Source organism: Bacteroides celer, assembly GCF_002632415.2.
Classification (GTDB): domain Bacteria; phylum Bacteroidota; class Bacteroidia; order Bacteroidales; family Bacteroidaceae; genus Bacteroides.
On sequence record NZ_CP178209.1, the window covers coordinates 3762632 to 3786523 of the forward strand.

Genomic DNA, 23892 nt, shown 5'->3' on the forward strand with positions numbered 1-23892 from the left:
TGATTATTGCCCCATTTTGTTTATAATTCAGCTTAAAATCTCTCGTCTGATTCTAAAACTGTTCTACAATAGTTTATAATAAACTCGAATACCGTTTTACTAAAACTATCAAAAAGTTTATTATAAACAGAATCCGGGTTTATTAAAAGCCACGTTTCCTTTTGTCAGAAATAGAGTAAACAAGATTTCTAGGATTCACCATAAAAGATCTGCTACAACCTTACAAGTAATATAAGCATACAATCATTCATTTACTTCTTTATTTACACAATCGTTTTCCTCCCTCACATTCCATCTTTCTTTTTTCCCAATTCGTTAATTAAACCCAAAACTTCAATTACGATTTGCCGTATCTACCATATTTTTACATACATTTGCGTCTGACACAAGTGTCAAACACGAGGTCTAATTTAAGATGTTTGGTATATGAATGCATATAAAGTGGGTTTAGATATAGGCTCTACTACCGCCAAGATGGTAGTATTGGACAAAGATGGAACTACAGTCTTGTTTTCCGGATACAAAAGGCATCAGGCAAAAATACAAGAATGTTTACTCGGATTTCTTTATCAAATAAAGGAACAGTTGGGTGATATTCCTTTATCTTTCCATATTACGGGCTCTGTTGGAATGGGAATTTCAGAGAAATGCTCTCTGCCGTTTGTGCAAGAGGTTGTAGCTGCAACAAACTATGTGCGCCGGGAGCATCCGCACACAGCCACTATGATCGATATTGGAGGAGAAGATGCGAAAGTTGTTTTCTTTCAGGACGGACAGGCTACAGACCTGCGCATGAATGGAAATTGCGCCGGCGGAACCGGGGCTTTCATTGACCAGATGGCTATTCTGCTTGGAGTCTCCATCGACGAATTGAATGAACTAGCACTTCGTTCCAATCAGGTATACTCTATCGCTTCACGCTGCGGAGTATTCTGCAAAACGGACATACAGAATCTGATAGCCAAAAATATATCTAAAGAAAATATAGCAGCTTCCATTTTCCATGCAGTAGCCGTACAGACCACTGTCACACTTGCACGCGGTTGCAATATCGTAGCTCCGGTATTACTCTGCGGTGGCCCATTGACTTTTATTCCGGCCCTTCGGAAAGCATTTGCCAGCTATCTGAATCTGTCACAAGATACAGATTTCATATTACCGGAAAAAGGAAATCTGATCCCTGCCTGGGGAGCAGCATTGGCAGAGAACAATGAAGAAAGTATTCATCTCTCCAACCTGATACAGGTAATAGAAAACAAACTAAGTGTTACCTCACCTTTCCAGAGTGATCTTTCTCCTATATTCGACAGTGAGGAAGAATATCGGTCATGGAAAAAAGAAAAAGACCAGTATAAAATTCAATATGCCAGTCTGCGTCCCGGATTACAGGAAGCAACTATCGGCATAGACTCCGGCTCTACTACCACCAAAATCGTAGTACTCGACAACAATCATCGTATCCTTTACTCCTATTATCACGACAACAACGGAAACCCTATAAAAACAGTAGAGAACGGCTTGCAGAAACTATATGAAGAATGCCGGAGACGAGGAACTACCCTGCGCATAAAAGGAGGATGTTCTACCGGTTACGGAGAAGATCTGATAAAAGCGGCTTTCCACATGGATGCGGGAATCATTGAAACCATCGCTCATTATGCTGCTGCCAAACATATCAGCAAAGAAGTTTCTTTTATCCTGGATATTGGAGGGCAGGATATGAAAGCCATCTTTGTGAACGACGGAGTAATCAACAGAATCGAAATCAATGAAGCCTGTTCCTCCGGTTGCGGTTCTTTTATCAGCACATTTGCGCAATCGCTGGATTACAGTGTGGAGGACTTTGCCAAAGCAGCTTGTTTTTCGCAAGCACCATGTGATCTGGGTACACGTTGCACAGTCTTCATGAACTCCAAAGTAAAACAGGTACTTCGGGAAGGAGCGTCCGTAGCGGATATAGCTGCCGGATTATCTTATTCCGTTGTTAAAAACTGCCTGTATAAGGTTCTGCAATTAAAAGACACGGAGATACTTGGCGACCATATTGTCGTGCAGGGAGGAACCATGCGTAATGATTCCATCGTACGAAGTCTGGAAAAGCTGACCGGGAAACAAACCTTCCGCAGTAACTGTCCTGAATTGATGGGTGCTCTTGGTTGTGCCCTATATGCCAAACAAGTCGAAAATGCCCGGGTGACGGAGCTGAACGAGATGCTCCAATGGGCACAATATACTTCCAAGCAACTTCAATGCCGGGGGTGCGAGAACCAGTGCGCCATCATGCGATATACGTTCAACAGTGAAAACCATTACTTCTCCGGCAACCGGTGTGAGAAGGTGTTTTCCAATAAAGGAAGCCATGCGGACAAAGGCATCAATACGTATGATAAAAAGCTGGAATTATTATTCGACCGGAGCGCAGATATTCCACAACCCCTATTCACCATAGGTATTCCACGTATTCTGAACATGTATGAGGAATACCCTTTCTGGCATACCTTATTTACTGCTTGCGGCATTCAGGTACAGTTGTCGGACCCCTCTACATTCAGCAAATACGAGACTGCTGCCGGCATGGTGATGTCTGATAACATCTGCTTCCCTGCCAAACTTGTGCACAGTCATATCCGTAACCTGACACTGCAAAACGTCAACCGGATATTTATGCCGTTCGTTGTTTTCGAGAAAAAGGATAAGCAACAGCAAAACAGCTATAATTGCCCCATCGTTTCCGGTTATTCGGAAGTCATCAAAAGTGTACAGGAAGAGAATATACCGATAGATGCTCCGACTATCACCTTCAAAGATGAAGCATTGCTGTATAAACAATGCTATGAATATCTGAAATCTTTGGGTATCAGGGATGAGGTATGCAAAAATGCCTTCTCACGCGCATTACAGGAACAATATGCTTTCGAAGAAAAAATTGCTGCCTATAATCAGGAAGTTCTGAACGAGGGACGGGAAAAACACAAACTGATTATCTTACTCGCCGGACGCCCTTACCATAGCGATCCACTGATACAGCACAAGGTTTCGGACATGATTGCTGCGATGGGAGTTTATGTGATAACTGATGATATTGTCCGCCAGCAGGAGATTTCATTGGAAAAGACTCATTACCTCTCTCAATGGGCATTTACCAACCGTATTCTGAAAGCAACCAAGTGGGCGGCAATGCAAGAGGGTGACATACAATATATGCAGATGACTTCTTTTGGCTGCGGTCCGGATGCTTTCCTTATAGATGAAGTACGTAACTTGCTGAAACGATACGGCAAGAATCTTACTTTGCTCAAGATAGACGATGTTAATAATATCGGCTCCATCAAATTACGAGTCCGCTCGTTGGTGGAAAGCTTGAATTTCAGTTTGAAACATTCTCAAGCGAAAGATCCCGAGCCATTTGTTTCAACTGCTCCTTTCACCAAGAAAGACAAAAAGAAGAAAATCCTCGCTCCATTTTTTACGCCTTTCATTTCACCACTCATTCCATCCATCATGAAAGTGGCCGGATATGAAATGGAAACGTTACCGTTGAGCGACACCGCATCTTGCGACTGGGGATTGAAATACTCCAATAATGAGGTATGTTATCCGGCAACATTGATTGTCGGCGACATAGTAAAAGCCTTTAAAAGCGGACGTTATGATCCTGCCAATACGTGCGTTGCCATCACACAAACCGGTGGACAATGTCGTGCCAGCAACTATATTTCACTGATAAAAAAGGCATTGATTGAGAATGGATACACCAATACACCGGTGGTATCACTTGCTTTCGGCAGTGGTATCGAAAATGAGCAATCCGGTTTTAAGGTAAACTGGCTCAAGGTTTTACCAATCATACTTGCGTCTGTGTTATACAGTGATTGCATTGCCAAATTCTATTATGCAGCTGTCGTTCGTGAGAAAGAACGGGGACAGGCCGCCCGTCTGCGCGATCTTTATCTGGATACAGCACAGCCCATCATCCAGAAAAATAAACCGGAGGACTTGTTGAGCTACTTATATCTCGCTGCCAGAGACTTCAACAAAATCTGTGAACAGAGATCCTGTCACAAAGTAGGTATTGTTGGGGAAATATTCCTGAAGTTCAACCCTTTTGCTCAAAAGGACGTCACCTCATGGCTCATCAACCAGAAGATCGAAGTGATTCCGCCACTGATAAGTGATTTCTTCATGCAGGGATTTGTCAACCTGAAAGTGAGACAGAACCAACACTTGCAGCGAAAACTCACTCCCGACTTTGTTATCGACTGGTTATACAAGAAAGTCCAGAAGCAGATTAATAAAGTGAATGAAATCGGCAAAAATTTCAATTACTTCACGCCGTTCGAATCAATCTTTGAAAAGGCAGAAAAAGCTAAACAAGTCATCTCCCTGGGCACCCAGTTTGGAGAGGGTTGGCTGATATCCGGTGAAATACTATCCTTTGCTTCCCAAGGAGTCAATCATGTCATTAGCTTGCAACCTTTCGGATGCATTGCCAATCACATTGTAGAAAAAGGAATAGAAAAACGTATAAAATCGCTGTGCCCTCAAATGAATATACTATCTTTAGACTTTGACAGTAGCGTCAGCGATGTGAACATAACAAACAGATTATTACTTTTTATTGACAACATAAACAACTAAAATTATGGCTACAACGGAACATAGCGATTTAGAGCAGCAAATAATAAAAACTGCCCAACAACTTTTTATAGAAAAAGGATTTGTGGAGACCAGCATGAGTGATATTGCTGCAACGGTAGGAATCAACCGGCCCACTTTACATTATTATTTCAGAACCAAAGATAAGATGTTCAAAGCCGTGTTCGGCTCGATAGTCATGTCTTTAATGCCGAAAATACAGGATATAGTAAAACAGGATATCCCATTTATGGAGCGACTAAGCATGATTCTGGATGAGTATATTGAGCTTTTCACAAGTAATCCCTGTCTTCCCAGATTCATTTGCGGAGAAATACAGCGTGATGTAAACCACTTGCTTGCCACTGCAAAAGAACTTCAGTTCGGAGATGCTTTATCCCAAGTGAAAGACAGTATACTGACAGCAATGGAAGACGGTAAACTTAAAAAGGTTCCGATACATATTGTATTTCTGACTGTCTACAGCCTATTGAGCTATCCATTTCTTGCCAAGAACCTGATAGTATCTTTATTCTTGGAAGATGAAGCCGCTTTTGCTGACTTCCTGCAAGAATGGAAACAAAACATCATCAACCAATTGCAGAACTTATTGTGTTATGAGGAATAGTATAGATACTATATAAGGAGGTGTGTCATAATGAATAATAAAACGCAGATTAACGCAAATTATCGCAGATTATTCCAATTATATTGATATATTAATCAACGACTTATAAAATTATTTCTGCGATAATTTGCGTTAATCTGCGTTTTGACACACTCCGTTATTACCATTCCAATCACCCCATCTTGCACCTTATTCGACCACAAAATCTTCCGATTTAAAATTACTATAGAAACGTCCTGAAATAGCAGTAAACTTCAATACACAGTAATCGGGATCCGTCACTCCCTCCGGATAATACATGGTATCTCCCTCCTGCCAGATCATCTCTTTACTGGCACTATCCGTCAAGACATCCATCGTACCGCGTAGCATGACACCTCTAAAGAATCTCGTATCACAGAAGTAGATACACGCATGGTTGTTCTCACGGTATTGCGCCACACGCATGGACGACGTATTTGTTGTCAGATAAATCGTTTTTATCCCCTTTCTTTTTCTGGGTTGCAACATTGCTTTGATGGTAGGAAATCCTTCACCGTCTATCGAACCGATAAAAGCTGTTTTCAGCTTATCAATCATGTTGCCTACTGTTTTTTCCGCGTCTCTCATCATTTTACTTTTTATTATTGGTTTATTATCTGATGCGAAAGTAGAGAAATGCCAGGAAAGCAATGCAATAAAAAGAAAGGTAGAAATAGCACTTTTTACGGTTTGTGCGCCTTACGATACAATAACGGAGTTTCTCCCGTATGCTGCCGGAAGCTACGGATAAAATAAGAAACCGTTGAAAAACAGAGTTCAAATGCAATATCAGCTATAGGAAAGTCCGTATAAACAAGCAGCCTCTTAGCCTCTTCCATCACCTTGCTCTGAATATATTGTTTTGCGCTGAACCCCATGGTCGAGGTTATCATCTCATTGAGATAGTTAGGAGTAATGCAGAGCTTATCCGCATAATATTGAACCGAATGTTGCTCTTTTGCATGTGTAGCAACCAAATTCATGAATTTACTTACATGATTATTGGAAACTTCCCTACTTCTGCCCTCCTCTATCGAAGTCATTTTAAGGTAAGCACGGTCCAGCAACATCAGGACTTCATAAAGCAATGCTCTCAAAACGTGTACATCGCCCTGTTGATACGAATCAATCTCCATCTTTATATCATGCAAGGTTTCAAGTATGCGTGTATAAAGCTCATCAGACAAATGTAGTAGCGATGAAGAACTTTCTATCTGAAAAAACGAAAGATGCTGTACAAACAAAGAATCTTTAAAGAGGAAAGACAAAAACTCTTCTTCGAAAATCAGAGCATACCCATTGGTGATATGATGAGTATCCCAGTTCCGGATTTCCCCCGGTTTAGAGAAAAGAACGTCACGAGGAATTGCTTCATAGGTTTGGTTATCGACTGAAAAAGCTCCCTTACCTTCTGTTATAAAAGTAATATCATAATAATTTAGAGTGTGGACAGCACTTTTAGCCAGGAACTTCTTCACATACTTCAGTTCTACTACATCGACCAAAAGTTCACTCCCATACTTATGCTTATAAAAAGTATATCGAGGTATTGAGTTTTTCATTCAGAATACAAAAATAGTATTCCTTACCAAATAATCCAAAGACTTTTCAAATTCGATTCGATTGAATAAGCCATGAACCATCTGATAAGGAATACATAGAAAAATATGTCTAGGTTATATTTCCTATTTAGAACTTCCGGCCAGATATCCCAAACTGGTCACATCTGCCCCCAAGTAATGATTAATGTGCTTCAATGGTACCCTGTACAGAATATCCGGAATTTCCGCCAATAAAGAGAGGTACCTTTCCCTTACTGTCAGCTTGCGGGCATTCATATCCTCTTCCTCTTTAAAGTAAAACTGATACTCCATCAGTTGACGGACCAGATTCGCAAATGAAATTGAAGATGCACACAACTCTTCAATCTCCTCTTCACTGATGTAATAAGCAGCACATTTCGTCAGTGTCTTGATAGAATACTGACTTGAATTATAGCATAACACAGCATCACCCGCAGAGAAAAACCGATTGGTTCTCTCTTCTCCTTCATGAGTGGTATATGTATGCAAAATACCGGAAACAATAATGTACAAGCTCTGCTCTGGCAATGTGGCAGAAGCAATCGTTTCTCCTTTATCCAGATACACCATTTCCATTCGAGCCAACAGCTCTTTCACTTCTCTTTCATCCACCTGATACTCAAAACAGAGTTTCTTCAAATAAGCTTCCATACAAAATAGATTTTAGTTAATATATGTCACTTAAAAACACCTAATTCGACATAGCAGGCATCATTGTGCCACTCAAATATAATTTCCTTTGGGTATATCGTAAATACCAGATACAGATCAATAATGAAACGACCGTTGAAATGGGTGGAGCAAATCCCATGATAAACAGCGACGAGCTATCTATCTGGCTGAACCAGTATGACAACGGTATACGGAACAGGAAAGTGGCTATCAGACTGTGAATCATCGGGAATAACGAGTTTCCTTGTCCGCTGAAATAAGAATTAATGCAGAACACGAAACTAACCACGATGCAGTCGATGCTATACCCTCGCAAATAATCTGCCGCCATTGCCACCACAGCAGCATCTTTCGTAAAGAAAGCAGTAAGAGTCTCCGGCAGGAATTGCGAATACACGCAAACCGACACACCGAAAACAAGAGCAATCCCAATCCCCGAAGCCAGACATTTATTCATTCTCTTGATAAGTCCCGCTCCATAGTTCTGTGCAGTCATGGTTGCCACAGCCGATGATATAGCCATCGGAGGCAGCATAGCAAACACGATGATTTTCTCAACAACACCCAGGGAAGCAGATGCAATGACTCCCATCTGATTGACAATGACAGTGATAATCAGAAAAGAAACATTGATTAAAGCATCCTGCAAAGCAATAGGTGCTCCTAACACCAAGATCTTTTTAGACAGATTCCGGTTCAATCGAATATCTTTCCGTGAAAAATCAAAATGGAATCCGTGCCGGTATAAGAACCAAAGCGCTATCCCAAAACTGACGCCTTGTGCGGTTACAGTAGCAATAGCCGCTCCCGTAGCCCCCCAATGGAAATAACCGACCAATATAAAATCAAGCACTATATTTATCACACATGCCAGTCCGACAAAATAAAGCGGTGTTTTAGAATCACCCAATCCACGCAAAATACCACATACAACATTATATCCTACTATAAACAGAATACCCAGAGAGCATACCAAAATATAGCTTTTCGTATCTGCCATCGCTTCGACGGGAGTATGCATCAGTTCTGCTATCCGACTATGAAAAAGCACCATGACCAAAGTTAGCACTACGCCGGTTATTGAAAACAACCATACGGAAGACCCGATAGTAAAAGCTACTTTGTCGATTGTCTTTAGCTCCGGTAGCAATAGCAATCAGCACTGTTGTCCCGGTAGTAATACCCAGAATAATACCTGTTATTGTCTGCATCACCTGACTACCAATAGCTACGGCTGCCACACTTGCCGAATCATCATATTGTCCGACAACGAAAAGGTCAGCCCCACCATAAAGTGCCTGGAGCACATTGGCAATCAGAAAAGGTACTGCAAACTGCAACAATACCTTCGGTACGCTTCCTTGTGTCAAATCTAACTCTTTCATAGTTTCTTCGATACTTTTCCTCTTTATCTTATTTTGTTACAACATAAAAAAAGTGCCGGACAAGCGAATGATTTGCACCATTCATCTTATCCAGCACTATAATTATTATTATAGCACCCTCCGATGAGGATTTTTATGCCTGTCCCTATTTCAGGGCTGCAAATATGGGCTTTGTTTTCATAATTACCAAATTTTAACCGGTTTTTATTTTCCTATGAAGATGTAACTAGCTATATATCAACTATTATCAGACGAGGTTTGGTCTATAGGATCTCCGTTAGAAAAACGAAAGAAAGCTGCCAACCGATCCGGATTCAGCGTATAACGTGCGCGTTCTTTTAATAAGGGTTCCGCATTCATTACGGCACAAGAATGAGAAACCACAGACATCATCGGCCAGTCCTTTAACGAATTTCCTACAACTAAAGTGTGTTCAGAAGCTAAACCCAAAGCCTTACATAACTGAAGTACCCCCTCTTTTTTACTCGCTTCAGGATGAATGACTGTTATCAGCGGAGCTTTATGAAAGACCTGGCAGGGATTTTCTTTCAACCGGGTAAGAATAGCTTCTCTCTGTTCTTTATCACGTACCAATATACTATACTTGTAAACCACTCCTTCATAACTATGAATAGTAACTTTTGACGATTCTCCATTTACCTCCGGATATACTTTCACCGGCAAACACTTAATCTGCCCCGAATAAGATAATAAACCTCCATCTGCAAACACTCCTCCTCTGAATAAATCGAAAAGAGCCTTTCCCAGCTTTTTCTTCGCCTGCTCCATCGACAGAGAAGTGGCAAGATATAAGGAAACGGACTGTGCCATATATCGCAAAGCGTTAGCATAACTTTCTGGAACTTTTCCCTGTGAATCAGTCAGTGTTCCATCCACATCGAAGAAAACAGTCGTAATAAGTGGCTTGTCCGGTATTCGCCAGAACGCCCCTTCTCCCATTATTCGATGTAAAGGGTGATTGTTCAGGTTACTAAATGCAATATAACAGTCACAAACCTTCCTCTTGCAAGATAACGGCACAACAGCTCCATCACCTTGATAAAAATTACCTATCCTCACCCGGCTTCGGGGACAAGCATACATATCCCCTTTCCAATCGATAAAACAATTATTCCTTCCTCCTGCACAAACTTCCCATTGTGCCGGAGCATTCTTCAAGTCATACTCAAAAAGATTATCCAGTTGACTGAAAAACTGAATATCTTCCTGACTTAATGGTGCCCTTAACCCTTGCATAGCATTAATGAATAAATAAATATCCGGTAAAAGAGCATTCCGTAAATCATTAAGTACAGCCTTTGCAGAGGGATTTCCTACCGCTCCGGCACATACCTGTATTCCCGCATGATGGAGTATATGAATCTGATGTGCAAATTTCTCTACCGAAGTCATCTCAGGATGAAAACTAGCCCAAAGCCTTATCTTACTTATCACAGTGGGAGCCACACAAATCTCATCAAGCCAGTGTTTAGCCGGAAAAGAAAGGTTAGTCTGACAGGAAATTCCGGACACCTGTGGCAATGCCGCCAAATGCATCATTCCTTTCCGATAATAACGATAGATCAACGCTTCACCGTAAGGAATAATAAATAGCTGCAACGGCTCCCCTTTCCATTGTTCAATAGCTGCTATAAAACGATTCCATGCCTGTTCATCCTGTGTTGTATCTGCCAGATGCGACTTCTTGCCGAAAGGGCAATAAGAACAGGTATAGTTGCAGCTATTCAATTTACCGCGATAATACATATGCCTGAAGGAAAGTAAAGAGCTTTCGTTTTCCATTTCTATTTCGTTCAATAAGAATAAGTTTCCATCAGTTCTCTTATTTCAGGAGTAATGAACAACTGACCAATATAATCGGAGTATGCCATTCCTTCGGAAGTCAGACAAACACGACCGTTATCCGTATTTTCTATCCATTGCCGTTCAGCTAACTGTCGAAACAACGGCACATTATCCGGTGATTCTCCAAAACGACGCTCATATTCGGCCTTATCAAGCCCCATATAATACATCAGATTTTTAATGATGAAACGTTGTCGCCGTTCTTCCTGAGAAAGAATAAATCCATTACGAGCCACTGTAAAATCAGTAGTGCCCATATAATCATCTATCTCTCCGGCAATACAACGCTGGCAAACAGTATACCGGGTGGCATAATGCAAATTACCCAGGTAACTGCGTCCGCCGGAGCCACACGACAGCATCACTTCATCCCCACATGAGATTTCCGCATCAGTAGACGGATGATGAATAAAACGTCGCATCGAAGTTTGTAGAAAGCCTCTGTCTTTCAACAAATCACAAGCGGCACAATACATCTGAAAACAGACATCATCGGATTCCCGCTCTGTGATAGCCGTTCCCGGTCGCACATATAGCGGATAGATAAAGAGTTCGTTAGGCTGAAACAGAAGAGCCTGTTCCAATGAATAAAGAAAGCTGGCCACAGTTTGTCCTCTGATTCCGTAAATCAAATCAATATTAAAAAACGGGAATTGTCTCTTCCGAATAGCCTCCAGCGCCTGATTAATCATGTCTCGCCGGGGACGTCTTTTCAAAGCAGTTAAATCTTCGTCAAGGAAACTCTGTACGCCAATACTCACACGAGCCACTCCTGCTTGCTTCAATAAGTCCAAACGGGCAGGATCGGCATATTCCGGCGATGTTTCTACGGAAGTAAAGGTATGTGAAGGATGCACTCCGAATAAGGCAGCTGTATCCAGTAAGTATTCCAGTTGAGGAACAGTGAGGAGCAACGGTGTGCCTCCTCCAATGGCGAAACTATCAAATGCCAGTCCGGTAGTGAGTGGAGACAACTGTTGCGCCTGCTTGTGAAGAGTTTCCAAATAAGTTGCGATATAATCCGCACGATTTGTTTGCAGAGAAAACAGGTTGCAATATCCACATTTATGACTACAAAAAGGAATATGGAAATAAAGCGATGCTTTCTGTCCTTCCACCTGTTTCAGGTAAGGAACCAGCGAAACCGGGGACGGAAAAGAACGATAAGCAGTTTTATGTGGATAACTATACATATAGTCTACATATCGTGGTAGCGGTTGATTCATTTTTTCGTTAAAATAAAGTGTTTGTAAGGGACTGTATAAACCGTTTCGTGAGATATGCAATGATATTCATATCCATCCTCTCCATAGCAAGTGCCATGATCGGAAAGAGCAATCACCAGCGTATTTCCCCGCTTCTGAAAGGCCTGAAATAAACGGGGTAGCTGACTGTCGACATATTGCAGCGCGGCAGCGTGTGATTCCTTATCATCCTTCATTTTGCCTTCCACATAATGACAGTTCGGATAATGAATAGCAGAAAAATTGATATACATAAAAATCCGTTTGTCCTCCGGATAGTTTTCGAGTTTCTTCAATGCAAAATCAATTTGTTTTTCAGTACTATCGGGTGCCGTGCATCCAAAGGTCGGCAGCCAATAACTTTTAGTAAAGTAACCGGGAAACACACGCCCCAGTTCATTACGCTTGCTGAAGAAGTTCACCCCTCCTATACAAATCGTTTCATAACCTACATTGGCAAGGCTTTGCACAAAAGTTGCTTCCGTAAACGGATAACTTCCCGCAGGCGGAATACGTCCCGTACCAGCTTGCACAGGGAAAAACAACCACTTACGGCTGCGTAGCGAATGAGGTTCCGCCGGAGAAGGCAGAAATCCTGCAAAGATGGCAAAATGAGACGGGTAAGTAAAATTTCCCGGCGCATGTCTTTTTTCCCATTCTCCTCCGTGACTGTTCAGTACCGGTGTTCTTCCTGCCTCTTCTTCCTCCTTGCTGACATCATAACGCAAGGTATCAAAGCAAAGCATCAATATATCATGAGTACCCACCACCTGATTCATATCCAGATTCGGATTTTGGGTCTGTTCGCCAGCCGGCAGTTCATCTATTTGCATGGTTATATCTCTTTTTTATGTTTTTTATCTGTTGAATATAAATAGAATTATGAGCAAACATATCCTGATACACATGATCTCCCTGTCCGTTGACTTCTATTATATAAGGAATATCTGTTCCTCTCTCTATCAGTACATCCACTCCGGCATATTGCAAATCCAAAGATTGAACCGCTTCCTGACACTGAAAATAGATTTGTTGCCGCACTACTTCCGGCAAAGACAATTCGTTCCACCAATGTGCCTTATTGTTCAGATGCAGATTGGTTATGCTTCCTTTACTGCATCTCACAACGATATAATCAATTTCAGATTCCCGGCACACTACCCGGAGATCATAATTCTCTCCCTGCAACTGCTCTTTAGGAATCCATTCTTCTAAAATAGCTTCTGTTTGCATCACCGCTTCCGCCAACGGGATCATCTCTTTTTCCGTACTCAAACGGTGGATACGTTTGGTGTTATGAATGACTCCATCCACTTGTTGCAAGGTAGTATAGACTACCCATTTATTCCGGTTGGGTTGATAGCGAACAGCCATAATGCCTCCCGCCCCCGAACCGTAACGGGGTTTCAAAAAGCATCCTCTACCGCAACCGGCAAGAAGCTCTCTCAACTCATCAAAAGAATGGGGAGAAGGTAACATCGGAGTCACTTTCAAACCTCTGTCCATCAGCACTTGTTTAGTCTCCTTTTTATCAAGAGCACGTAACAAAGCATGGGGAGTATTCAAAAAGGACACGTCATCAGATAGCCTCATCTCGCCCAAACGTTGCAGTGTTTCCTTATATGCCTGATTCAACAGCGCATATTTCTGGAAATCCGTTTCATCGCTTACACAAGGTTCCAGTTTGATAACTGCCTGCCGTAATTGCGGCAAGCAGTTAAAAAGTTCCCCGTAAGTCATAAAACGAACTTCCGTCTGCAAGTGTTTGCCTGCTTCAATAAAGTATTCTATACGTTTGGACAGAGAGTTGCTGACAACGATTATCTGCATCTCCTATTCTGTAATCATCGGGTAATACCACAATTCACCATCATATTCATCCACCTCTTCAGTTTCAGCAATATCTATTTTCATAGGAAGATTCTGCAGCTGTTTCTTCATATCCTTGCTCAAATAATTGTAGCGCATATTGATAAACTTCAAATGAGCGATCTTATCCATATTATCCAGCAATAATTGGGCACCTTCATCTTTGAGAGTACCGGCCGAAACATCCATTGTTTCAAGTTGGGGAAGAATATCCGACTCCAGGAACATTTCTACAATCTTGTCCTGTTCTTCAGAATTGACGATCCCCAGATAAGTCAGCTTCGGGAAACGTTCTTTGGAGAACAACGGACGGAATATCTCAATATCAGCTTCAAATCCATAATCTTCCACACCAACATATAGAATCAGTTTTTCCAGATTGGGGAAATCAGAACCAAGAATATCTTCTACCACTTCAGTAGGCAGGCCACCACTGATAATTTCCAGTGACCGCAACTCCGGCCGTGAAGTCTTTCCCAAACGCAGATTATTGGTTCCTTTGATTTTCAGATCTTTCAATTTAGGCATGGCATCGAGCAGCGGACTAATATCAGCTTGTTCAATCCATGAAATCTCCTGTTCTTCCTGCTCAATATCTCCCCAGAACAAGCCTTCTATTTGTGCGAACTTCTCCTTATTTTCAATCATTCCCTGTAATAAGGCAGAACAGTCGCCACCCTCATAATCCCAACAACCGATTGTTATTTGTTTATATTCAGAGAGATGTTTATCTTTCAATATCTTATCCAGAAGATTCACATTGTTTTCATACTCATCATAACTCAAAGTATATTTCTTGGCTTCCACTTTCATTTCACGTGCAGTTTCTTCAGCAGTTTCTACATACCCTTTTTTGGTCTTTTCCGCAATCAGTTTGCTGGCTGCTTTTTCAGCTTCTTCAGTCGTTGCGTAGTTTTTCACTTGTGTTTGTCCGTCGGTCCCCAACTTACCATAATTTACAGTAACATCTGTTCCGACTACCTCTATGCTCCAGAATTTCTGCGATTTAAAATCTTGAAAAACGAATACTCTCTTCATAATACAGTTTTTAATGGTTGATATTTGCACACTCAACACAGAACGCGCATGAACAATACCTGCAAAAATAACCATTTTATGTAATGTACAAAGAAATCTGTTTACTAAACTTTCAGAGTATTCAAAAATACAACCCAAGATATGCAACAAAGGCTGCCTTTTGGGGCAGCCTTCATTATTCTATTTCTGTAATATATCAGTTTAATCTTCAATAGTACATATACTTACACGGTTCCAATCCGGTTCAGTAAACATATCGCCTACACCCTGACCTTCAGCAGTGATACGAGATGCACTGATTTTATACTTGTTGACCAAGATCGTTTTTACAGCTTCTGCACGTGCTGCGGCAATTCTGGCATTCACTTCAACACTACCTTCCGGAGAAGCGTATCCCTTAATAACCACTTTAGAATCAGCATATTTCTTCAGGTAAGAAGCTACACGTTCCACATTAGGAAGTTGTGAAGCGTCAACTGACGATTTACCTTGTCTGAAAGTAATGATAGATTCGGGTACACGGGCGGTTTTCACTACAGTCTCCACCGGAACCACTTTTGTGCGGCATGCTTCAAGTTCTTCCTGCAATCCGTTGATACGTTGGTTTGCATTGCTGATCTCACCATCTTTGTTGTTTACATCTGCACGAAGTGCATTGATTGAAGAGTTCAGTCCGTCAATTTCGGCTTGATTATATACTCTCACTTTGGCAAAATGATGTGTTCCGTTACTTGTCTTAAAGTGATATGTCAATCCGGCTGTCAACTCAAAACCTGCGTTATTAGCATTGAAACGGCTCTTTGTTTCAGGGTAAGTACCTTGCATATCATACACAATGGCAGGTTTGATTCCTAATGTCCATGCTTTACTTTCACCCAAGTTGAAATTGAAATTCAATCCCAAACGCGTAGACCAGGAGTTCTGATCGCCATCGCCATTCACATAATAATGTAACCAACCCATTCCGGCCACAGCTTCCACTTCAAACAAACGAGGTTCGCCCGTGTAACTTGCAAATAGATTCATCAAATTGACTTTACCCAATACGCTGACATCCGAAGCATCGAAAGCCGTTTTACTGGATGTGGTATTGATATATCCCATTCCTTGGAATCCCAAACCGAAGATAGGAGTTAATTGCTTTGAGACTCCCACTCCAAAAGCGGGACGCATACCTTTAAAGAAAGCACTGTGAGTAAGGGGAGTGACTCCACCGGCATTTACTCCGACAGACCAATTATCTGTAAGTTTGGTACCTTCTACAACTGATTGGGCATTTGCTGCTGTAAAGCCACCCAATATAAAAGCTAATAAAATAATAGATTTTCTCATATTCATAAGTTTTTAAATGTAATGTTTTATCTGCTAAATCATTAGAAATGTATTGTATGTTCATGTCTAACTTTCTAGTTCATTTTTTAATTCGTTATTCACTTTAGACAACATATCATACCAAAAATTAGTTCGCAAGCTATGAGCCCTATTAACATCTATTATGCTTTCAGAAAATCTAAAATATGAAGAAGGTTTTCTATCCTGCTTGGTAAATATGGAAAAGCGATTACCTGTGTCTGTTTCATGGGGGTGATGCTTCACCTGCAGAAATGGAACAATTAGCTTTTCATTCGTATTTATGATTTCAGTACCCGCTTCAATCTGTTTAATCCTTCTATCAACCGCTGTCGCGGACATGCAATATTGATACGGATAAACCCTTCACCAGTCTCTCCATACAGACTGCCTTCGTTCACCCAAAGCTTTTCTTTCTTCAACAAGTCTTTTACTATTTCTGCTGACGTTTGATTCAAGACCGAGCAATCTACCCAAACCAGATACGTACCTTCCAACATCATTACGGGAAATTCCGGAAGATATTCATCAAAATAACCTTTTAAATAGATGTAATTCGCAAACAAATAGATTTTAAGTTCTTCCAGCCATTCTTCACCCTCATTGTAAGCAGCCATCAACGCCTCCACTCCGAAAGAATTTACATCACATACTTCATTTATATTAATCGCTTTATCTATCCTCACCCGTACATTTGCATCTGCAGAAATAATATTGGCTATCTGAAGCCCTGCCAGATTGAAAGCCTTGCTAGGCGAAACAAAGGTTACCGAATTCACAAGAAACTCTTCTGATATAGAAGCGAAAGGAGTATATTCATGCCCCAGAAAAACCAATTCACAATGAATTTCATCAGCGATCACAAACACATTATTCCGAATACAAATCTCACCTATCTGCCTTAATTCCTGCTTACTCCATACTCTTCCGACAGGATTATGCGGATTACATAACAACATGAGTTTTATCTTCGGATCGGAAGCTTTCCTCTCCAAATCATCAAAGTCAATCTGATACCCCCTGTTTCTATATACTAAAGGATTGGCAATCATCTCGCACCCGTTATTACGGATAGAGGAGAAAAAACAATTGTATACAGGCGTCTGCACCATCACTTTATCGCTGGGTACTGTCAGTGCTTTAATTGCAGCAGATATTGCCGGCACAACTCCGGTAGTATAAATAATCCATTCTTTTTCTATCCGCCAGGCATGTCGTCGTGCAAACCAGTTGGTTATCGCTTCGTAGTATGCGTCAGGTACGCGTACATATCCGAAAATCCCATGTTCCACCCGCTTCTTCAATGCCTCCACGACGGGGGGAGCCGTACGGAAATCCATATCAGCCACCCACATCGGCAAGACATCCGCATCTGCGGACGAATCCCATTTATAGGAATTCGTACCTCTGCGTGGAATAATTTCATCGAAATTATACTTCATATTTCAATCAAAACAGGTTAGGTCGTCCCAGAGTTTCAATTCACAATTTCCCGGTGCTTTCAGATTTTCATCCAGAATAATTGTGCCGAAGCTTTCGGCAACAATACTCCCTGTACGAGGATTTTTCACACTATGAACCGGACTTTTAATCGTTGCTTTCACGCTACTGTGCTCAAAAGCAAGGTCAGCATCCTCCGCCATCGTACAATTTTCCATCACCAGATCATGTGCGTAACAAAGAGGTTGAGTGCCCGAAATCTTACAATTTACCAAACGCAGGTTTTTAGAATGCCATCCCAGATATTCTCCGTTCAGTTCCGAATCATAGACAGTTACATTTTCCGTATTCCAAAAAGCATCTTTGGAGTTGATGACTGCATTATGGATTTCTACATTCTTGCAATATTGAAACGAATAGTTTCCATTTTGAGCGTAATTTTGTATATGAATATTCTCGCTATGTATAAAAAGATAATCTGCTTTATCAATCTGTACGTTCTTCAGTTCTATATTACGACAATACCAAAACGTTTCCAAGGCATTGGGCAACTGCACATTTTCGAGTTTTACCCCATCCATTTCACGGAACATCTTCGGTGCTTCCACCAAGGTATCCGCCATTTGCAGACTTTGAGAATACCATAGGGCAGCACGAGCTCCTTCTGTAAAAAGACAATTCTTCACAATGAATCCATTGGTGTGCCAGAAAGGATATTTCCCTTCAAAACGGCAGTTTATCGCTATGATATTACTACATTCTTTCAGTGCCGATTCACCGGCATGAATCGTTACATCTTCTAACTGAATGTCATGGGTTGCAAATAGAGGGCGTTCGCCTCCATATTCTTTATTTCTTATTTGTTGCATCATTTTATTTTTTAGTCTGTTATTTCAAAAATTACACATAGTATATCCTATTTATGGTATTGAAATTTATTTCTTCAGATACTCCTTAAAGAAAGCTTCCAGCTTATTAAACGGGATAAGGCTCACACGATCGTAAAGATCGACATGCCCGGCACCGGGTACTATGTACAGTTCTTTAGGTTCGGCAGCCAATCGATAGGCGTCTTCACTAAATTCACGTGAATGGGCATTCTCTCCGGTGATGAAAAGCATAGGCCGGGGTGAAATAGTTTCAATATCTTCGAAAGGATAGAAATTCATAAATTTCACATTGCTTGAGAGCGTAGGGTGTGTAGTGGTCATAGGAGTTACTCCGTCAGGAGTAAATTCTCCTCTCTGCGTACGGTAGAATTCATAAAACTCCCGCTCGATCGGACTGGACGTTTCTGTCAATTGATGTACAGTTCCACTGGTATATTTAGTTTCCCCACCCAAAAATTCTGTATAACGCTGTTCCGCCGCTTCAGCCATAATCTGCTTTCTCTGTTCCAACGTTAATGAGTGATTTAATCCATTACGGTTGGCTGCTCCCATATTATACATACTGATTGTTGCAATGGCCTTGAGACGAGGATCTATTTTCGCTGCACTGATAGCAAAACTTCCGCTCCCACAAATTCCAATTACACCAATAAGATTCCGGTCAACGAACGGACGCGTACCTAAAAAATCAACCGCAGCGCTAAAGTCCTCCGAATAAACCTCCGGCAAAACTGCATTACGCGGCTCGCCTTCACTCTCACCCCAGAAAGACAAATCGATGGACAGTGTAACAAATCCCCTTTCCGCCATTTTCGTTGCATAGAGATTCGCACTCTGCTCCTTAACAGCTCCCATCGGATGCCCTACAATGATTGCAGGATATTTTCCCCCTTCTTTCATACTCTTGGGCAGAAAAAGATTACCCACTACTTTCATCTTATATTGGTTAGAAAAAGATACTTTTTCTACATCCACCCGATCACTTTTATAAAAATTATCAGCATTTGTCTGTGCTGAAGAAAAACTGGTTCCGAGCATCATCATAAATACAGCCGTTAATAATAAAATCCGTTTCATATCTCTTGCGCTTTAATAATTAATAAATTGATTACCTATTTTCGACATTGCAAAAGTACGATGAAAGAAAGAGACCATTTGTAGACGAATTACTGACATTATAACCCCAATTACAGATTGTAGAATATTAAGAAAGAATGTAATTGGACAAATGAATTTAAGAATTACAGAAATTGGCAGTAATGCCGGACGTGTATGGAATGAACTTGAGAAAAGAACATTCGAATTTTCCATACAAGAGTTGTGTCAAAAGCTAACTATGACTTTTGAAGAAGCAGTTTTAGCTATTGGTTGGCAAGAGAAAATAATATTGTTGTAAATAAGAAAGATGGCCGTATTATGCTACTGCATAAATAACCTTATGAATATTTATCGCTCATAATAATAAGGTATTTTCCGCATATATAATCTAGAAATGCTTCCACAAAAATGAAAACGTTTCTTTTTTTAATAACACATCAATACTTTTCCTTATAAAAGTTGAGTTATCCTATTATGGGGAACTGTAATATGGGTAAATTAATCCGTAATTCATATACAAACAGATTTCAAATCCTGCAGTATCTTTGCGGTGTCATAAAGAAATAAGTAAAAACATTATTTAGAAAAACTGTTTGATATGTATTTAGAAAATATTTATTCTCCTGCAGATGTTAAGAAACTGTCGGAAAAAGAGCTAAACGAGTTAGGTGGAGAAATCCGTGCAGCACTCCTGCAAAAATTAAGTGAACATGGCGGGCATTTCGGACCTAATTTCGGAATGGTGGAAGCAACGATTGCTTTACACTATGTATTCAATTCACCCAAAGACAAAATTGTATTTGACGTATCGCACCAGAGTTATGTACACAAGATGCTGACCGGTCGTAAAGATGCGTTCCTTCATCCGGAAAAATACGACAATGTATCAGGTTATACCGAACCGCAAGAAAGTGAACATGACTTCTTCATCATCGGACATACTTCTACTTCTGTCAGCCTGGCCAGCGGATTGGCAAAGGGACGCGACCTTACAGGCGGCAATGAAAATATCATAGCCGTCATAGGGGATGGTTCTTTAAGCGGAGGTGAAGCTTTCGAGGGATTGGATTATGTAGCAGAACTTGGTACTAACATGATTATTATCGTTAATGACAACCAGATGTCTATTGCCGAGAACCACGGAGGATTGTACAAGAATCTGAAAGAATTACGTGACAGTAACGGTCAGTGCGAATGCAACTTCTTCAAGGCAATGGGACTGGATTATATGTATGTAAATGATGGTAATAACGTACAGGCATTGATTGAAGCTTTCTCTAAAGTGAAAGATATTCAGCATCCGATAGTAGTACACATCAATACATTAAAAGGTAAGGGTTATGCACGTGCCGAGCAAGATAAAGAGACTTACCACTGGCGTACTCCATTCAATGTAGAAACCGGAGAAGCAAAAGTGAGTGATGAAGAAGAAGATTACAGCGAGGTAACCGCCCAATACCTGCTGAAAAAGATGAAGGAGGACCCGCGTGTGGTAACAATCACTTCTGGTACTCCCACCGTTCTGGGATTTACTCCGGACCGTCGTCAGGAAGCAGGCAAGCAATTCGTAGATGTAGGCATTGCCGAGGAACACGCAGTAGCTCTTGCTTCGGGTATCGCAGCCAATGGTGGGAAACCCGTTTACGGAGTATATAGTACATTCATCCAACGCTCCTACGATCAACTTTCACAAGACCTTTGTATCAATAACAATCCGGCTGTTTTGTTGGTCTTCTGGGGTACGTTATCCGGAATGAATGATGTGACTCATCTCTGTTTCTTCGATATTCCGCTTATCAGCAATATTCCTAATATGGTTTATCTGGCTCCGACTTGTAAGGAAGAATATATTGCCATGCTGGAATGGAGTATCCGTCAGAATGAACACCCGGTTGCTATCCGCGTGCCGGCAACAGATGTAATCAGTAGCGGAGAACCGGTAGATTCCGATTACAGCATTCTCAATCGTTACAAAGTTACTCATCGCGGTTCGAAAGTGGCCATTGTGGCTTTGGGTTCATTCTATGGATTAGGACAGTCGGTTGCATCACTTCTGAAAGAAAAAAACAATGTCGACGCAACACTCATCAATCCGCGTTACATCACCGGTGTAGACAACGAACTGATGGATGAACTGAAAGCAGATCACGAGTTAGTGATAACATTGGAAGATGGTGTATTGGATGGCGGTTTCGGTGAAAAAATTGCCCGCTACTATGGTGCTACAGACATGAAAGTCCTGAACTATGGAGCTAAAAAGGAATTTGTAGATCGTTTTGATTTACAGGAGTTTCTCCGTGCCAATCACTTGACAGATGAGCAGATTGTAGAAGATATCACAGCACTTATCGGTTAAAATCAAACCCATTCACTATATATTCAACAGGTTGATGTATATTGTCGGTTAAGACAATTACATCAACCTATTTCATTTCGATATGAAGTAACAATCCTTTTCGATAATTCAATGGAGTCTGTCCTGCATTCCTTTTGAAGAACTTACAAAAAGCTGCCGCATCACTAAACCCTAACTTGGAAGCAATCTCACCAACCGTAGATTTTGTAGAACTCAACAAGGTACGCGCTTCCATAACCAACAGTTCGTTTATAATACTATTGATAGTCTTGCCTGTTCCGGCGCGTACAATACGGGCCAGGTACTGCTCACTGATAGCCAGTTTATCCGCATAAAAGCTCACAAAATGTTCTTCCCTGAAATTCCGGGTAACCAATTCATGAAACTCCTGTAAAACGTGGTCTTTACGGCTGACCTCTTTTTTAATAATTGTCTTTCGGGAAAGAAAATCAGCTATATCAAGAAATAAAGCATTGCACGCTGCCTGTATGCGCCGGAAAAGAAAATGATGTTCAATATTCAGCAGGCGCATCAACACTTCCAGTTCCTTACGGATGATTTGGGCTTCGTACTCTGTCAACTGTATCGTATATTGTTTATTCTGCCTCATTGTCGCCAATAAGATAGCCGTTATTTGTGTCAAATAAGAGTCGTCTGTCCGCATGGATTCGGAAAGGGCAAGAGTAATAAACTGAATATCACGGCTTGAGTAAAGATGCTCCGTGAGATAATTTGCTCCATGAATAAGCAGCATATTCGGCTCTATCGCAATAAACTCTCCATTCAGCAGAATCTCCGAACGACCTTCAAGAACGAATATCATATAAAGTTCCCGATTGAAATAACATTCATTTGCCGGATAACTTCTGTCTTTATATTCACTCCTAAAACAGACTACCTCCTCTTTATAATGAGGAAGTTCCGGATGCTCCTTCAACAGCTGCGTATTATCAAATATACGAGATTTTACCATTTACATCTTCTTTTTATGACGTAAAAATACGATTTGTTTCGGATATGACAAAAAGTGTACGGAATTAGATAATCTATTTCAGAGTAAAAAACGGGACCTTTGCATATCCTTTTCAATACATGAAAGGAAAATAAATAAAGGAGGTCAAAAAGGAATGGAAATGAAAGATGTTTTCAAGAGGTATTTAGTATTTGTTATCGGACTTTATTTTTTAGCGGCAAGCATTGTATTGATTATACGCTCGGCACTAGGGACTACTCCCATATCGAGCATCAATTATGTATTAAGCTTGAATAGTCCTTTGTCATTAGGTACTTGCACCTTCATCATCAATATGGTTCTTATCTTGGGACAATTCTGGTTAATCCGAAAAAACAGAACCCAGCAGGATATTATTGAAATTCTTCTTCAAATGCCGTTCTCTTTTATCTTTTCGGCATTCATTGATTTTAATATGATGCTGACAAGTGAACTGCATCCCGCCAATTATGGCATGTCAATCGCTTTATTACTTACAGGATGCATGGTGCAATCTATCGGAGTAGTTCTCGAACTAAAACCGAGAGTAGCCATGATGAGTGCAGAAGCATTCGTGAAATATGCGTCCCGCCATTATAACAAGGAGTTCGGAAAGTTCAAAGTCTATTTTGATATTACTTTGGTTACAATGGCCGTAATTCTCTCCCTCTTACTGACACAAGGTATTCAAGGAGTACGTGAGGGGTCACTCATTGCAGCCTGCATAACCGGATATATCGTGAGTTTCCTGAATCAAAAGATAATGACGAGAAAGACCCTCCATAAATTATTACCAGTCTGGAAGTAAATCCTGCGTCAGTTTTAA

The 23892-nt window shown here is 40.9% G+C and carries 18 protein-coding genes and 2 pseudogenes; 6 read left to right on the forward strand and 14 right to left on the reverse strand.

Features of this window, described 5'->3' with window-relative positions; all coding sequences use genetic code 11:
- Positions 1 to 426 precede the first annotated feature (426 nt).
- Both CJF29_RS15375 and CJF29_RS15380 read left to right on the forward strand, forming a co-directional pair.
- Positions 427 to 4638 (forward strand): acyl-CoA dehydratase activase, encoded by a 4212-nt coding sequence (locus tag CJF29_RS15375; protein ID WP_074638073.1) that lies wholly within the window; start codon positions 427 to 429, stop codon positions 4636 to 4638.
- A 4-nt stretch (positions 4639 to 4642) separates the two neighbouring features.
- Positions 4643 to 5263, forward strand: coding sequence for a TetR/AcrR family transcriptional regulator (locus CJF29_RS15380; RefSeq protein ID WP_004304037.1), 621 nt, complete (start codon positions 4643 to 4645; stop codon positions 5261 to 5263).
- Positions 5264 to 5452: 189 nt separating this feature from the next.
- Here CJF29_RS15380 and CJF29_RS15385 read toward each other — a convergent pair whose 3' ends face one another.
- From CJF29_RS15385 to CJF29_RS15430, 10 genes and pseudogenes are all read right to left on the reverse strand, one after another.
- Positions 5453 to 5875 carry a pyridoxamine 5'-phosphate oxidase family protein gene (locus CJF29_RS15385; RefSeq protein ID WP_004309698.1) on the reverse strand — a complete coding sequence of 141 codons (423 nt, stop codon included), beginning with the start codon at positions 5873 to 5875 and terminating at the stop codon, positions 5453 to 5455.
- Positions 5876 to 5967: 92 nt separating this feature from the next.
- Positions 5968 to 6846 carry a helix-turn-helix domain-containing protein gene (locus tag CJF29_RS15390; protein WP_074559846.1) on the reverse strand — a complete coding sequence of 293 codons (879 nt, stop codon included), beginning with the start codon at positions 6844 to 6846 and terminating at the stop codon, positions 5968 to 5970.
- 123 nt (positions 6847 to 6969) lie between these two features.
- Positions 6970 to 7518: a Crp/Fnr family transcriptional regulator gene (locus CJF29_RS15395; protein ID WP_004297054.1), complete on the reverse strand. Its 549-nt coding sequence runs from the start codon at positions 7516 to 7518 to the stop codon at positions 6970 to 6972.
- 40 nt (positions 7519 to 7558) lie between these two features.
- Positions 7559 to 8924: pseudogene (locus CJF29_RS15400) on the reverse strand (MATE family efflux transporter).
- 237 nt (positions 8925 to 9161) lie between these two features.
- Entirely contained in the window at positions 9162 to 10727 is a 1566-nt protein-coding gene (locus tag CJF29_RS15405; protein ID WP_099146814.1) for an STM4011 family radical SAM protein, read from the reverse strand.
- Between the two features lie 11 nt (positions 10728 to 10738).
- Positions 10739 to 12016, reverse strand: a complete 1278-nt coding sequence (locus CJF29_RS15410; RefSeq protein WP_099146806.1) for an STM4012 family radical SAM protein — start codon at positions 12014 to 12016, stop codon at positions 10739 to 10741.
- Positions 12013 to 12867, reverse strand: coding sequence for an STM4013/SEN3800 family hydrolase (locus CJF29_RS15415; RefSeq protein WP_099146805.1), 855 nt, complete (start codon positions 12865 to 12867; stop codon positions 12013 to 12015). Before CJF29_RS15415 ends, CJF29_RS15410 begins: the two co-directional genes overlap by 4 nt.
- Positions 12854 to 13864 (reverse strand): STM4014 family protein, encoded by a 1011-nt coding sequence (locus CJF29_RS15420; protein WP_074559838.1) that lies wholly within the window; start codon positions 13862 to 13864, stop codon positions 12854 to 12856. The genes CJF29_RS15415 and CJF29_RS15420 overlap by 14 nt, the downstream gene beginning before the upstream one ends.
- Before the next feature lie 3 nt (positions 13865 to 13867).
- Positions 13868 to 14941: an STM4015 family protein gene (locus tag CJF29_RS15425; RefSeq protein WP_099146813.1), complete on the reverse strand. Its 1074-nt coding sequence runs from the start codon at positions 14939 to 14941 to the stop codon at positions 13868 to 13870.
- Positions 14942 to 15142: 201 nt separating this feature from the next.
- Positions 15143 to 16279: an OmpA family protein gene (locus tag CJF29_RS15430; protein ID WP_081352721.1), complete on the reverse strand. Its 1137-nt coding sequence runs from the start codon at positions 16277 to 16279 to the stop codon at positions 15143 to 15145.
- A gap of 192 nt (positions 16280 to 16471) precedes the next feature.
- Between CJF29_RS15430 and CJF29_RS15435 the strand changes: the two are divergent.
- Positions 16472 to 16560, forward strand: a pseudogene (locus tag CJF29_RS15435) (anaerobic ribonucleoside-triphosphate reductase activating protein); the annotation flags it as partial.
- A 12-nt stretch (positions 16561 to 16572) separates the two neighbouring features.
- Here the strand turns inward: CJF29_RS15435 and CJF29_RS15440 are convergent.
- The 3 genes from CJF29_RS15440 to CJF29_RS15450 form a co-directional block, all read right to left on the reverse strand.
- Complete coding sequence (locus tag CJF29_RS15440; RefSeq protein ID WP_074638068.1) at positions 16573 to 17733, reverse strand: MalY/PatB family protein; 1161 nt, start codon at positions 17731 to 17733, stop codon at positions 16573 to 16575.
- 3 nt (positions 17734 to 17736) lie between these two features.
- The gene (locus tag CJF29_RS15445) at positions 17737 to 18600 is read right to left on the reverse strand and encodes a DUF3737 family protein (protein ID WP_074638082.1); all 864 of its coding nucleotides are present in this window, start codon (positions 18598 to 18600) and stop codon (positions 17737 to 17739) included.
- Positions 18601 to 18666: 66 nt separating this feature from the next.
- Positions 18667 to 19698 carry an alpha/beta hydrolase gene (locus CJF29_RS15450; RefSeq protein WP_074638066.1) on the reverse strand — a complete coding sequence of 344 codons (1032 nt, stop codon included), beginning with the start codon at positions 19696 to 19698 and terminating at the stop codon, positions 18667 to 18669.
- Positions 19699 to 19849: 151 nt separating this feature from the next.
- Here CJF29_RS15450 and CJF29_RS15455 point away from each other — a divergent pair, with 151 nt between their 5' ends.
- Both CJF29_RS15455 and CJF29_RS15460 read left to right on the forward strand, forming a co-directional pair.
- Positions 19850 to 20017, forward strand: coding sequence for a winged helix-turn-helix domain-containing protein (locus tag CJF29_RS15455; RefSeq protein WP_081352720.1), 168 nt, complete (start codon positions 19850 to 19852; stop codon positions 20015 to 20017).
- 300 nt (positions 20018 to 20317) lie between these two features.
- Entirely contained in the window at positions 20318 to 22075 is a 1758-nt protein-coding gene (locus tag CJF29_RS15460) for a 1-deoxy-D-xylulose-5-phosphate synthase (RefSeq protein ID WP_099146804.1), read from the forward strand.
- A 67-nt stretch (positions 22076 to 22142) separates the two neighbouring features.
- Here CJF29_RS15460 and CJF29_RS15465 read toward each other — a convergent pair whose 3' ends face one another.
- On the reverse strand, positions 22143 to 23048 hold the full coding sequence (locus CJF29_RS15465) for a helix-turn-helix domain-containing protein (RefSeq protein WP_099146803.1): 906 nt from the start codon (positions 23046 to 23048) through the stop codon (positions 22143 to 22145).
- A gap of 154 nt (positions 23049 to 23202) precedes the next feature.
- Here CJF29_RS15465 and CJF29_RS15470 point away from each other — a divergent pair, with 154 nt between their 5' ends.
- On the forward strand, positions 23203 to 23874 hold the full coding sequence (locus CJF29_RS15470) for a YczE/YyaS/YitT family protein (RefSeq protein ID WP_099146802.1): 672 nt from the start codon (positions 23203 to 23205) through the stop codon (positions 23872 to 23874).
- The last annotated feature ends 18 nt before the right edge of the window (positions 23875 to 23892 follow it).